Source organism: Terriglobus tenax (assembly GCF_025685395.1).
GTDB lineage: Bacteria > Acidobacteriota > Terriglobia > Terriglobales > Acidobacteriaceae > Terriglobus > Terriglobus tenax.
The window spans coordinates 121085-133699 of sequence record NZ_JAGSYA010000003.1; the positions used below are offsets into that span (position 1 = coordinate 121085).

Consider the following 12615-nt stretch of genomic DNA (forward strand, 5'->3'; position numbering starts at 1 on the left):
GACAGCCCGGGCCTTTTATTTTGCCGTTAACGCGAGTTGCGCCGAGACGGCACTCAACCACGTTCCTGCGCACTTGCTCGCGTGCAGAGATCAGAAAGGAAGGAGAGCAAATGCAATTTGTAGAAAAAATCCCGGTATGGGGAAAGCATGAAGAGAACACGCTGGAACAGGCGAAGGTCTGCGCCCGCCATGCGGATTACATGGCCCTGATGGCCGACGGGCACCTTGGATATGGTGTGCCGATCGGTGGTGTGATTGCAGCGGAGGGACGTATCAGCCCTACGGCCGTAGGCTTTGATATCGCGTGCGGCAATAAGGCCGTGCGGCTGGATATCCCGGCGGCGGAAGTGCGGCAGAACATCACGAAGATTATGGACGATGTCTGGCGTACGCTCTCCTTCGGTATGGGTCGTAAGAACAACGAGGATGTGGACCATGCGATCTTTGCGAAGGATGGCCATCCGGGTTGGGACACGGAAGCTGCGAAGCCGCTGAAGCGCAAGGCACAGTCGCAGCTTGGCACCATTGGCAGCGGCAACCACTACGTCGACATCTTTGTCGACGAGCAGGACTGCGTGTGGGTTGGCGTTCACTTCGGTTCGCGCGGGCTGGGCCATGGCATTGCAACGTGGTTCCTGAAGGCTGCGGGGGCGAAGGACGGCATGATGGTTGATCCCGTGTTTCTGGATGTGACCAGCGACCTGGGAGCGCAGTACATCCACGCCATGCAGTTGGGCGGAGCGTACGCGTACGCCGGACGTGACTGGGTATGCGACCGTGTCGCTCGTCTGCTGGGTGCCAACGTGGTGGAGGAGATCCACAACCACCACAACTTCGCCTGGCTGGAGGAGCACGACGGAAAGCAGATGTGGGTTTGCCGTAAGGGAGCCACACCAGCCTTCCCGGGGCAGAAGGGCTTCGTCGGAGGCACGATGGGCGAGCAGTCGGTGATTCTGGAGGGCGTTGATTCTCCGGACTCAAAGACGGCTTTGTACTCCACTGTGCACGGTGCAGGCCGCGTGATGGGACGTAAGCAGGCAGCCGGTGTGTACGACCGCAAGACCGGTGAATGCAAGCGTCCGGGGCTTGTGACCTCGCAGATGATGAACGAGTGGATGCAGGGTTCTGGCGTCGTGCTGCGTGGTGGTGGTCTGGATGAGAGCCCGCACTGCTACAAGCGCCTGCACGAAGTCATCGCAGAACATGGCGAGACCGTCCGTGTGCTGCACACACTCACCCCGCTGGGCGTAGCCATGGCAGGAGCGAACGAGTTCGATCCGTATAAGGATTGAGCCACAACAGAAAGGCCCGGCGATAAGCCGGGCCTTTCGTCTTGCTTAAGGACACGGTTCATCCGTGCCAGAACCGCCACACAACTTGTCATCTCGACCGGAGCGAAGCGGAGTGGAGAGACCTGCATTGCCGCACCGTCTCTACCTCTTGTAGTCGAAAGAAGAAGAAGCCGCGCGGAAAGATGAGACACTAGCTAACGCATGCTGGAGCACTCGCGCATTGTCTGGAACTCGTTTCTTATTGCCTTCAGTGCATTGTTGCCGCTGATCAATCCACCCGGGTCCGCGCTGGTGTTTCTCGGGCTGGTGGGCGAGGCGCCGGACCAGGTGTACCGCAGGCTGGCGCGCAAGATCGCCACCAACACCATCATCTTCCTTACCATCTTTGAGTTGTTGGGCTCGTCCATCCTGAACTTCTTTGGCATCTCGTTGCCCATTGTGCAGGTGGCCGGAGGCATTGTCATCGCCGCCATCGGCTGGTCCGTGCTGCAACAGAAGGACTCCACCGCAGCGGCCAACGACAAGATGGAAGAGGTCCGCATGGAAAGCGAGACGCGGGTGCGCGGCCTGGAGGACAAGGCCTTTTATCCCTTCACCTTTCCCGTCACCGCCGGACCGGGAACTCTGGTGGTGCTGCTGACGCTCACCGCGCGTTTCTCGGGTGGCTTCGATACGGAAGCGGTGCTTGGGCATGTCGGCCTGTTCCTCGCCATTGTGGTGCAGTGTGTCCTGGTGTACTTTTTTTACGCCCATGCTGCGAAGATTACGGCGAAGGTTTCTCCTTCCACCACGCACGGCATTCTGCGGGTGATCTCGTTCATCCTGCTCTGCATCGGTGTACAGATTGCCTGGAACGGCGCGCGGCAACTGCTGCTCTCTGTGCTGAAGCTGGCGCACTGACGGCGTGTTGAAAAAAGAGTTGCATCGTTCTCTGGGCCCGCTCCATCAATTAGATGTGCGTCGAATTGTCGAAGTGATGACGAGGCGACGAAGGAGAAAGTCATGGGACGTCTGGCGAATAAAGTGGCAGTGGTAACGGGAGCTTCCAAGGGCATTGGAGCAGCGATTGCAAAAGATCTGGCCAAAGCCGGAGCAACGGTTGTGGTGAACTATGCCAGCAGCCGCGAGGGTGCGGAAAAGGTTGTTGCCGAGATTACGAAGGCTGGCGGCAAGGCAGTCGCCATTGGCGGCCGCGTGGAGAACAAGGCCGAGGTGGAGACCCTGTTTGCCGAGGTGAAGAAGCAGTTCGGCAAGGTGGACGTACTCGTAAACAACGCCGGTGTGTATGGTTTCTCGCCGCTTGAAGCGATTACGGCCGAGGAGTTCCAGCGCCAGTACGGCGTCAATGTGCTTGGCCTGTTGCAGGTCACGCAGGCAGCGGTTCCGCTGTTCCCGGCTGAGGGCGGCAGCATTGTGAACATCAGCTCGGTGGTGAAGACCGGCGGAGCTTCTGCTTCGGTATATGCCGGCACCAAGGGCGCTGTGGATACGATCACCTTCTCGCTGGCCAAGGAGCTTGCGCCGAAGAAGATCCGCGTGAACTCCGTCAACCCGGGCCTGGTGGAGACGGAAGGTACGGCCGGATTCATGGGAAGCGACTTTGAGAAGGATGTGGTTTCTAAGACGCCGCTTGGCCGCGTTGGCCAGCCGGACGATATCGCCCCCGTGGTCACCTTCTTCGCATCGGATGATGCGCGCTGGGTAACCGGTGAGACGCTGTTCGTCTCCGGTGGTGTCGTGAACGTGTAAGACCCACGTTAGGCAGGGCAGACAGGTCCGGCAGATGCCGGACCTGTCTGCTTTTGCGAATGGCTGCGAAGACAGGAATCCATCGGTGGTGTCTTGAGCATCCTATCGATAAGCCTTCAAAATGCAGGTCCTTCCACTACGGCACAAGGCGCCTCCGGTCGGGATGACAAGTCTTCGAAACGATCCGGGCCCTTTCTAAACTTTCAAACACAACCACAGGAGCGAGAACGATGAGCACACCCGTGAAGACATTCAAACTTGGCGGCGATATGGAAGTGAACCGGCTGGGATTCGGAGCGATGCGAATCACAGGCCGCGGTATCTGGGGTCCTCCGAAGGATGCCGACGAGGCAAAGCGTGTTCTGAAGCGTGCCGTGGAGCTGGGCGTGAACTTTATTGACACGGCGGACAGCTATGGCCCGGCAGTAAGCGAGCCGCTGATTGGTGAGGCACTGGCCCCGTATCCCAAGGGCGTCGTAGTGGCCACCAAGGGCGGACTCACGCGTCCTGGGCCGGATGTGTGGCTGCCGGTTGGACGTCCGGAGTATCTGAACCAGCAGGTGGAGATGAGCCTGCGGTTCCTGAAGACCGATGTGATCGATCTATGGCAGCTGCATCGTTTTGATCCGAAGGTGCCGGTGGAAGAGTCGCTTGGCGTGATTGCGAAGCTGCAGAAGCAAGGTAAGATTCGCCATGTTGGGTTGAGTGAAGTGAAGCCGCACCAGATCGACCAGGCACGCAAGGTGATCGAGGTTGTGAGCGTGCAGAACATGTACAACGTCGGCGATCGCCAGCATGAGGATGTGCTGGAGTACTGCGAGAAGCACAACATTGCGTTCATCCCGTGGTTTCCTGTAGCTGCTGGAAAACTGGCGCAGCCGGGCGGCAAGCTGGACGAGGTCTCAAAGCGCCATGGTGCGACGGTGGCGCAACTGTCAGTAGCATGGCTGCTGCATCGCAGCCCGGTGATGTTGCCGATCCCTGGAACATCTTCGGTGGAGCATCTTGAAGAGAATATGAAGTCCGCGGAGATTACGCTTTCCGAGTCTGAGATGAATGAGATCGAAAGCGCTGTGAAGTAAGTTGTTGTGGATGCGAAAAGGCCCGGCGAGAGCCGGGCCTTTTCTGTGCGCGTCAGACCAGGATTATGGCTGCACTATCGTGTCTTCCACTTGCCACTCAGTGCGGCGAGCTTGTCTTCCATCGTTTGCGGCGGTGGGGGAGCGGACTTCGGTTTGTTGTTCCGATTGTCGGGACGGTTGTTGCCGTTCTTGATCTTCGGTCCGGCAGGTGCTTCCAGTTGCTTAATGGAGAGTGCGATGCGCTTGGTCTTGGCATCGGCGCTCAGCACCTTCACTTTCACAATCTGGCCAGTCTTCACGGCCTCAGACGGCTCCTTGATGAACTTGTTCGAGAGCTCGCTGATGTGGACCAGGCCGTCCTGGTGGACGCCGATGTCCACGAAGGCTCCGAACTTGGTGACGTTGGTGACAACGCCTTCCAGCACCATGCCTTCCTGCAGATCGCTGAGTTCGTTGACGCCTTCGGCAAAGCTGGGAGCGATGAACTTCTCGCGCGGATCGCGGCCCGGCTTGCGCAGCTCTTCCAGGATGTCGTTCAACGTGAACGCGCCCGCATCCAGCTTGGCTTTATCAACCTTTTCCAGTAGTTGCGGATTTCTGATCACATCTTCAATCGGCGTACCGATAGCGGAAGCAATCTGCTCCACGATCTTGTAGCTCTCCGGGTGCACGGCGGTGGAGTCCAGCGGATTGACGCCGCCGCGAATGCGCAGGAAGCCCGCGGCCTGCTCGAAGGTTTTAGGTCCAACACCGGAGACCTCCAGCAATTGTGCGCGCGAGTTGAACTTGCCGTTGGCATCGCGGTAGCTGACGATGGCTTGCGCGATGCGCTCGCTGACGCCGGCGACATAACGCAGCAGCGTCCATGACGCGGTGTTCAGGTCAACGCCGACGCGGTTTACGCAGCTCTCAATGGTCTGCTCCAGGGACTCCTGCAGTTGGCGCTGGTCGACGTCGTGCTGGTACTGGCCCACGCCGATCGCCTTGGGATCAACCTTTACCAGCTCTGACAGAGGGTCCTGCAGGCGTCGCGCAATGGAGATGGCTCCGCGCACCGTAAGGTCGAGGTCAGGGAACTCCTGCCGTGCAATGTCGGAAGCGGAGTAGACGCTGGCGCCGCTCTCGCTTACCGTGACGGAGAAGATGGTGTGCAGGTTGTGCTCGCGCAGGAAATCGCGGATGAACTGGTCGGTCTCGCGCGATGCGGTGCCGTTGCCGATGGCGATGGCGCGCACGTTGTGGCCCTTCAACAACGCGGCCACTTTTTGTTTCGCCTGTTCCACCTGCGCTTTGCCCGTATGCGGATACATCACGTCGTGCGCGAGGAACTTGCCGGTCTCGTCAACAACTGCCAGCTTGCAGCCGGTGCGCAGGCCGGGATCAACGCCCAGCACGGCGAGCGGACCAGCAGGCGGCGCGAGCAGAAGGTGATGCAGGTTCTCGCGGAAGACGTCGATCGCTTCCTTGTCCGAGCGGCGCTTGAGTTCGAGACGAATCTCGCTCTGGATCGACGACTTCATCAGGCGTGTCCATGCATCTTCGAGAGCCAGCGTCATCTGCTGCGTCCAGTCGCCCTGGTCGCGCAGAATACGCGCACGCAGAAGTGCGAGAACCCGCTCCTGGTCGCTCTCAATCAGGAAGTAGAGCACACCTTCCTCTTCGCCGCGGCGGACAGCCAGCATGCGGTGCGAGGGGATGGTCTTCACCGGCTCGCGGTACTCGTAGTACATCTTGAATTTTTCCTGCGGGTCCTTCGGCGGGTCGCCCTCCAGCTCCATCACCTTGCGGCTCACGATCATGCCTTCGTCGAAGAGCACCTGGCGAAGCTCCTTACGCAGGTTGGCGTCTTCGCTGATGCGTTCCGCAACAATGTGGCGTGCGCCTTCCAGCGCCGCATCCAGGTCAGCCACACCCTTCTCGGCGTCGATGAAGGTGTTGGCCAGTGTGATCAGGTCCTGCCCGGTACGCTGCTGCGCCCACAGGTAGTCGGCCAGCGGCTCCAGGCCAGCCTCGCGGGCAATGGTGGCCTTGGTGCGGCGCTTGGGCTTGTAGGGCAGGTACAGGTCTTCGAGCTCGCTCTTGTCCATGGCGGCATCGATGCGGGCCTTCAGTTCATCGGTCAGCTTGCCCTGTTCGGCGATGGAGGCGAGGATCGACTCGCGCCGCGCAACCAGCTCGCGGAAGTAGGTGACGCGCTCTTCAATGGAGCGGATCTGGACTTCATCCAGGTTGCCGGTGGCTTCCTTGCGATAGCGCGCGATGAAGGGGACGGTGCCGCCGTCATCCAACAGCTCAATCACAGAAACCAGGCCACGCAGCGGAACATTCAGTTCGTTGGCAATGTGCTGCAACAACGGGAGAGCAAGAGCGGGAAACTTCGATTCAGCCATGTCTCTGCTGATCTTAATGGAATTGGCGGTGAGGAAATGTAGGGCGGGGAAAAGCTTTCCCCATCCCTCCTGATCGGAAGGGTGGGGAAAGCAGGCGCCTATTAGTACTTCCTGGTCTTTTCCTTCAGCTTCTCTGCTTCCTTCTTCACCCAGCTCTGTTTTTTCGGCTTGGGTGCGGGCGGAGGAGCAAGCTCCGGATGATCGTTGATCTGGTTCTGACGGATCTGTTCAGGAGTGTAGCTCTCCCATTCCCAAGGCGTGACCGTGTCGCCCAGCAGCTTTTCGAAGAGCGGCTTAAAGGCCAGTTCGCCGTTCTCGCTGTTGGTCAGCATGATCATGCAGTCCTGCGTCTTTTCAAAGCAGATCATGTAGTTCTGAGCGCCGTCGCCGTGTCCTTCTTTGAAGAACGCGCGGCCGTACCTGGTGTTGGTCAGCAGACCCCATCCAAGGCCATAGGCAAGGCCAACGCTGACGGGCTCGTCTGAGAGCTCTTCTGTGAGGGTAGGGAACTGGTGCGCGGTGTGGATCTGGATTTGCGGTGCGAACATCTGCGCCTGCGAGGGACCGTTCAGCAGCTTGCCGGCCAGCAATGCCTGCGTGAACTTTACAAGGTCACTGATGGTGGTGTCCATGGATCCTGCGCCGCGGGGATTGACACGCCGGTTATGTTCCACCAGTTTGCCATCGGGCGTATAACCATCGGCATAGTTCGATGCGAAGCTGTCTTTCCAGCTCATGCCGGTGCGTGCCATGCCCAGCGGTGTGAACAGATGTTCTTCCATCATGTCGCGCAGGCTGCGGCCGGTCTTCTGCTCAATGACGAACTGCAGCATGTTCAGACCTTCACCGGAGTAGGCAAAGCGCGTGCCCGGGTTGAAGTGCAGCTGCAGCTTGCCGCCGGGTTCCAGGGCTGCGAAGTTGGCAAGACCGGAGGTGTGCGAGAGCAGATGGCGCGCGGTGATCTTCTGCCAGCGAGGATCATCCGCCAGTCCCTTGTACTTGTCGTACTCAGGCAAAGGCTTCGGCAGATACTCGGCGATGGGCTTGTCGAGATCGAGCTCGTTGGCCTGCACCAGCTGCATGACGAAGGTTGCGAAGACGCCCTTGGTGATGGATGCCGCATACATCACCGTGTCGTTATTGATGGGCTGAGCCTGGGCCACGTTGCGCAGGCCAAAGCTTTGTACCCACACGGGTCTGCCGTGGTTCAGAATTGCGATCTGTGCTCCGGTGATATGTCCGGCAGTCAAAGTCCCGCGCACAATAGAGCTAGCCTCTGCTGGAGTGAGCGTGGTGCCATCCAGACGGTGAATCGTGCTCTGTGCCTGAGACGCAAACGGGGCCGCAAACAAAGCGGCCCCGAGCAAACTTCCGCGAACGACTGATTCGAATCGCATCGACCTGGACTCGTCTCCTTAGAAATCGTTGTCGTTGGAGTTGGTGTTGGAGGTTTCCTTTTTCTTCTTCGTGACCTTTGTGCTGCGGTCACGAACGATGATGCCGTTCTTGTTGATGATGACACGGCTTCCGTCAGAATCGGTAATATCGAGCGCTGGAATCTCTGGCGTCGCCGGGGCGCTTGGCTTCGTAATGGTGATCTTCGGCGCAACCGGAGGCATTGGAGGAATGGGCGCCAGCATGTTGCGGTTGATGGAGATATCGCTCTCAGAGTTCACAATGTGAATCTGCTTGCCTCCGCCGTTGATGGTGCCGGAGAGCGTGCGGTGATCGCCGCTTGCATTGTGCTCGAGCGAGAAGTCGGTATCCGTGCTGCCGTTCTTGGTATCGGCAGATACGGTGTAGCCGGCCTTCTCGGGAATGGTCAGCTTCACATCGCCGCTGCGGTTGGTTACGGTGATGTTGCCGGCAGGCTCAGCCACGCCGATCTCGACACTGCCGTTCTTGTTGCTCACGGTCACATCGCCGGCAACGCGGTTCAGTACGATGTCGCGGTTGCGTGTGTTCAGCACAATGGGGCCAAGCGCTTCTTCGACCGTCATGTCGTGGTCGGGGTCGATGTCGATGTGGCCATCCAGGCGGACGAAGCGGAGCTCCGTGCGGCTGGTGCGCATCTGCATCGGTCCCTGGATACGCTCGATGTGTCCCGCACCGAAGAAGTCTCCACGCATCTGTACCGGGCCGTTCACATCGGAGATGCTGAGTTCGTCGATCTTGCCTTCAATGTTCAGCGGGCCGGTCAGCGAGTGTGCGTTCAACGAGGAATCATTGTTGTTGATGTGGACATTCACCGTGCCGGTGATGGCCGAGATATCGACATCGCCGTGGTTGGCGGTCAGGTTTACAGGAGCCTTCAGGTTGCGCACATGCAGTTCGCCCCGGTTGGCGGTGGCGGTTACCACTGCGGAGGCAGGCACGGTAATGTCGAGGTCGATCTTGGTGCCCTTTTCAGGAGCGATGCTGACCACGACACTGTTACCGCTGGTGGAGATGCGCGGCTCGATATTCTTTGCCTTCTGCTCAGCATCGGAATCCGAGTCGGAGTAGACCTCTTTGTGACCGGTGATGTGGATCTTGCCGTCGTCACTGGTGCCGGAGACGGTGAGGTCGCCGCGCGGGTTGTCGACGGTGAGCGTTCCATTCTCCGGGAAGGACTGCTCGACGGGCGCCATATCGCTCTCGTGCTTGTCGCCGGTGAACTCGTCCCAGTTATCGCCGTTGACGTGGAAGCTACGGGCGAACCAGCCATTGGCGCGGCGCGCATCGGTGTACGCAAAGCTGATAAGGGCCAGCAGGATCACCAGGAAGACCACGCCGCCTGCGCTGCGGCGCACGGGAGGTGTATCGCTGGAGCGCACATAGTGATCGACAGCCCATTCGGCCAGCATCAGAACGCCGATGCCGATCAGGACCAGGGGCCAGAAACGTCCGTACCATACCCAGAACTGGTTGGCGCCGATGCGGCCGGTCTGGATGAGCAGAAAGACGATGCCGATGGCAACCAGCAGAAGCGGGCCAACGATGGAGCCGCGGCGGTACTGCCGCATCTGCCAGCGCATCTGCTCGCGCTGCATTCTTGCCTGGGAGCGCCACGCATCGCGCTGGGCCTTTGCCTGCTCGCGTGCCATGCGCTGCTGCTGGCGCCACTGCTCACGCTGAAAACGCGGATCGATTGGAGGTGTCGTGCCCATCGTGCTTACCTTGCCTCTCCGTCACGGTCAGCGGGTTCCACGCCTGTGGAGGTGGGTGCAGCCGGGCCGGTTGCGGTGGCCGTGGGCTGCGCATAGTACTGCGAGGCAGCAGCGTCAGAGTAGGCGGCACGCTCGGCAATGGCCAGCACGCCGACAACGATCAGGAAGATGGGCCAGCTATGCCCCCAGCTCAGGGCATGCGTCTCGTTGAGCAGGAACAGAACTCCGGCAACGATGATCCATACCGAGCCGCGCAGGGCACGCAGAACGCGCAGGCGGTAGCCCGGGGTGCCGTCATCGCCCAGGGACATGCCGGCGTCCGTCATCTTGCGGACGAAGATCCAGATGCCGAAGCCGATGAGCAGGAAGGGCCACAGGTAGCGCATGCTCATGCCACCCAGGATGCCGGTGTTGCCGACGAGGAAGACCAGTCCCAGGCCGATGAGCCAGACGGCTCCCGCAGGAAAGCGGTTGGCCGGCGCAGGCTGCCAGTTCGGGTCATAGGCCGAAGGCATCGGTGGTACGGGAGGAGCCGCGTAGGGGTTCACCGGAGGTGTATACGGAGCGCTCCAGCCCGCGGGCGGCGGGGGAGGAACGACCGGATCCACCGGAATTGCTGAAGGATCGACCGGGCCGGTGGCGTTGTTCGAGGGCCACGCCTTGCCGAAACCGAACTTCTCGCCTACTTCGTTCAGTCCGAAGGGATTGGGCAGCGGCGTACCATCGCGACGGGCCTTGGCCGTCTGGTAGGCGTCGAAGACCATGTAGAAGATCCAGCCAGCCACAAACATGCCGAAGATGCCGTCGACATGGTCAGAAAGAGAGACCAGCACCGCGAAGATGGCCAGGTGAACAATGCCTTTGGCAAACTGGCCGTTGTACATGGCGCCCACGCCGGGGATAAGGCCGAGCAGACCGGCAAGGCTAGGATTCGGTCCACTGGCAGGCGGCGGAACAGTGCCATAGGCGGCGCCAGAGACAGGCTGCCAGCCAGTGCTGGCGGAAGGCGGAGGAACGGCACCCGAGATCTTGGCGGCAAGGCAAGGTTCACAGAAGACAGCAGTGCCCACGGTCCGCGTGCACTCCTGGCAAAGAGGCTTGCCGCAGTTCTGGCAGAACGCCACATGTTCGCGATCGTTATGGTTGGCGCACATCATACCGTGCCTCTTTCCGTCTTGCCGTCCACGCGGACGGCGGTGGGGACTACACCCTGGGAGTAGTACTGCAAAGCTCTTGGATCCAGCTGCGCTGTCAGAACGTAGCTGGGTCGAAGGTTCTCTTTGCGGCTCGATCCGTTCCGCGGCCGCTTTTCTTCGTTTTTCTGCTGATTCTGCTGCTGTGGTTTCTGGCCGTTGTTCTGGTTCTGCGCCGGAGCTTCGTCATCCTGGCGGAGTTCGCGCACGCGCGACTCCAGCTCATAGACCACGCGCAGGTTGTCGTAATAGCGCACCACGCGTGCATTGGTCTGGTACAGGGTCCGCTTCAGGCTGCTCGGCGACAGGTCACTGGCCTTCAGGTCGGTAATGCGTACGCCCACCAGGTTCAGGGTCAGCGCGATGGAGAAGAAAGCCATCGCGGCGGTCATGGCCAGGCGCGGCTGCAGCAGGGACTGCCCGAAGCCCTTCAGGTTGAACCAGCCGGTGATGCGTGTGGACCAGCGGGCGGCGATCGGCTGAACCAGCACCGGCTGCACCGCGGGCACATAAGCCGGCTGCGCCGCCTGCACGCCCGAGGTCTGGGCCAGGATGCGGGCCATCAGGTCGACCGTTGGTTCCGGACGATCGCTTTTGAGCATCTCCAGCCAGGCCGCGCCGCGCTGTGCGTCTTCAAACGCCATCGCACAGTCCTCGCAACCCAGCAGATGAAGGTCAAACCGTGCGCGCAGCTCGGGGGTAAGCAGGCCGTCGATTGCGTCGGTCAGCATTGCCTCGCACTCCGCGCATCCCATGCCGCCGGCGCGGCTGCCTGGGTTCTGCGCTCCGAATTGGTTCATCTCCGCCACTTACACCACCTGCCTTTCGCTTTTTCCTAAAATTCTTGCCAACTCACCGCGTCCGCGGTTGATGCGGCTTTTGACGGTGCCCTCGGGCACCTTCAGTACCGCCGCAATTTCTTTGTAATCCATGTCTTCCAGATCGCGAAGGATAACAGCCTCGCGCAACTCCGGCGAGAGCTGTTTCAGCGCCGTCTGGATGCGGGTCTTCAATTCCAAACCCGCCACATGTTCATGCTGGCCCTTGCGTGTATCGGCCAGACGGTCGGCGAAGGTCGGCCCATCGTCCTCACCGTCAAAACTTGCGTCCATGGAGTCCGAGACGCGGTCCATGCGCGTGCGGCGGAAGTGATCCACCAGCAGGTTGCGCGCCAGCGTCGTGATCCAGGTCTGGAAGCTGCCTTTGAAGGCATCAAAACTTTCCAGGTTTTTGTACAGCTTCAGGAAAACATCCTGCGTCAGGTCTTCGGCGTCCGTGGCCGATCCGGTGAAGCGATAGCAGATGGCGTAGATGCGCCGATGCTGCGAGGCCACGAGCTGCTGCCAGGCATGCGAGTCGCCCGCCATACATTGGCGGACCAGCTTCTCCATGGCCTCCTGCTCGGGTGTGCGCTCCACGATGCGTTCCTCAACTGGCTTATGTGCCGTATCGAGTGTAACTTGCGGCGCCTTCTGGGGCGGTGGAACCTTTGCCCGGCGGGGCTCCGGCGACAGGAACATGGCTCGTTTGGCCGATGCCATCGGGAGGCCCTGCGCGGGAATCGTCATGTGAAGAACGCCCATGTGTTCCTATACGAAAGCGGGTTCGCCGGAGTTCCGCGAAGTTGCACGAAAATAGGGGCTACGGCGATCTTTCTGAGATATCCGTCGAATCTTAATTCAGGCTGAAAATCCGGACTGGAACTACCCGCGATTGACAGCGGCTTGACGGGCGGGGTTTCATGCTTCTGCACCGCAATC

The 12615-nt window shown here is 60.2% G+C and carries 10 protein-coding genes; 4 read left to right on the forward strand and 6 right to left on the reverse strand.

Features of this window, described 5'->3' with window-relative positions:
• The first annotated feature begins 110 nt into the window (after positions 1 to 110).
• The 4 genes from OHL13_RS00605 (at position 111) to OHL13_RS00620 (ending at position 4123) form a co-directional block, all read left to right on the forward strand.
• The gene (locus OHL13_RS00605) at positions 111 to 1292 is read left to right on the forward strand and encodes an RtcB family protein (RefSeq protein WP_263408172.1); all 1182 of its coding nucleotides are present in this window, start codon (positions 111 to 113) and stop codon (positions 1290 to 1292) included.
• A gap of 201 nt (positions 1293 to 1493) precedes the next feature.
• Positions 1494 to 2192, forward strand: a complete 699-nt coding sequence (locus OHL13_RS00610; protein ID WP_263408173.1) for a MarC family protein — start codon at positions 1494 to 1496, stop codon at positions 2190 to 2192.
• A gap of 102 nt (positions 2193 to 2294) precedes the next feature.
• Positions 2295 to 3041 carry an SDR family NAD(P)-dependent oxidoreductase gene (locus OHL13_RS00615; protein WP_263408174.1) on the forward strand — a complete coding sequence of 249 codons (747 nt, stop codon included), beginning with the start codon at positions 2295 to 2297 and terminating at the stop codon, positions 3039 to 3041.
• A 230-nt stretch (positions 3042 to 3271) separates the two neighbouring features.
• Positions 3272 to 4123 (forward strand): aldo/keto reductase, encoded by an 852-nt coding sequence (locus OHL13_RS00620; protein WP_263408175.1) that lies wholly within the window; start codon positions 3272 to 3274, stop codon positions 4121 to 4123.
• A gap of 74 nt (positions 4124 to 4197) precedes the next feature.
• On the opposite strand, the gene OHL13_RS00625 is transcribed toward OHL13_RS00620, so the two are convergent.
• The 6 genes from OHL13_RS00625 to OHL13_RS00650 form a co-directional block, all read right to left on the reverse strand.
• Complete coding sequence (locus tag OHL13_RS00625; protein WP_263408176.1) at positions 4198 to 6513, reverse strand: Tex family protein; 2316 nt, start codon at positions 6511 to 6513, stop codon at positions 4198 to 4200.
• Positions 6514 to 6614: 101 nt separating this feature from the next.
• Positions 6615 to 7910 carry a serine hydrolase domain-containing protein gene (locus tag OHL13_RS00630; protein ID WP_263408177.1) on the reverse strand — a complete coding sequence of 432 codons (1296 nt, stop codon included), beginning with the start codon at positions 7908 to 7910 and terminating at the stop codon, positions 6615 to 6617.
• An 18-nt stretch (positions 7911 to 7928) separates the two neighbouring features.
• On the reverse strand, positions 7929 to 9662 hold the full coding sequence (locus tag OHL13_RS00635; protein WP_263408178.1) for a DUF4097 family beta strand repeat-containing protein: 1734 nt from the start codon (positions 9660 to 9662) through the stop codon (positions 7929 to 7931).
• 5 nt (positions 9663 to 9667) lie between these two features.
• Entirely contained in the window at positions 9668 to 10819 is a 1152-nt protein-coding gene (locus OHL13_RS00640) for a B-box zinc finger protein (RefSeq protein WP_263408179.1), read from the reverse strand.
• Positions 10816 to 11655 carry a zf-HC2 domain-containing protein gene (locus OHL13_RS00645; RefSeq protein ID WP_263408180.1) on the reverse strand — a complete coding sequence of 280 codons (840 nt, stop codon included), beginning with the start codon at positions 11653 to 11655 and terminating at the stop codon, positions 10816 to 10818. Before OHL13_RS00645 ends, OHL13_RS00640 begins: the two co-directional genes overlap by 4 nt.
• 9 nt (positions 11656 to 11664) lie before the next feature.
• Positions 11665 to 12438 (reverse strand): RNA polymerase sigma factor, encoded by a 774-nt coding sequence (locus OHL13_RS00650; RefSeq protein ID WP_263408181.1) that lies wholly within the window; start codon positions 12436 to 12438, stop codon positions 11665 to 11667.
• Positions 12439 to 12615: the final 177 nt, after the last annotated feature.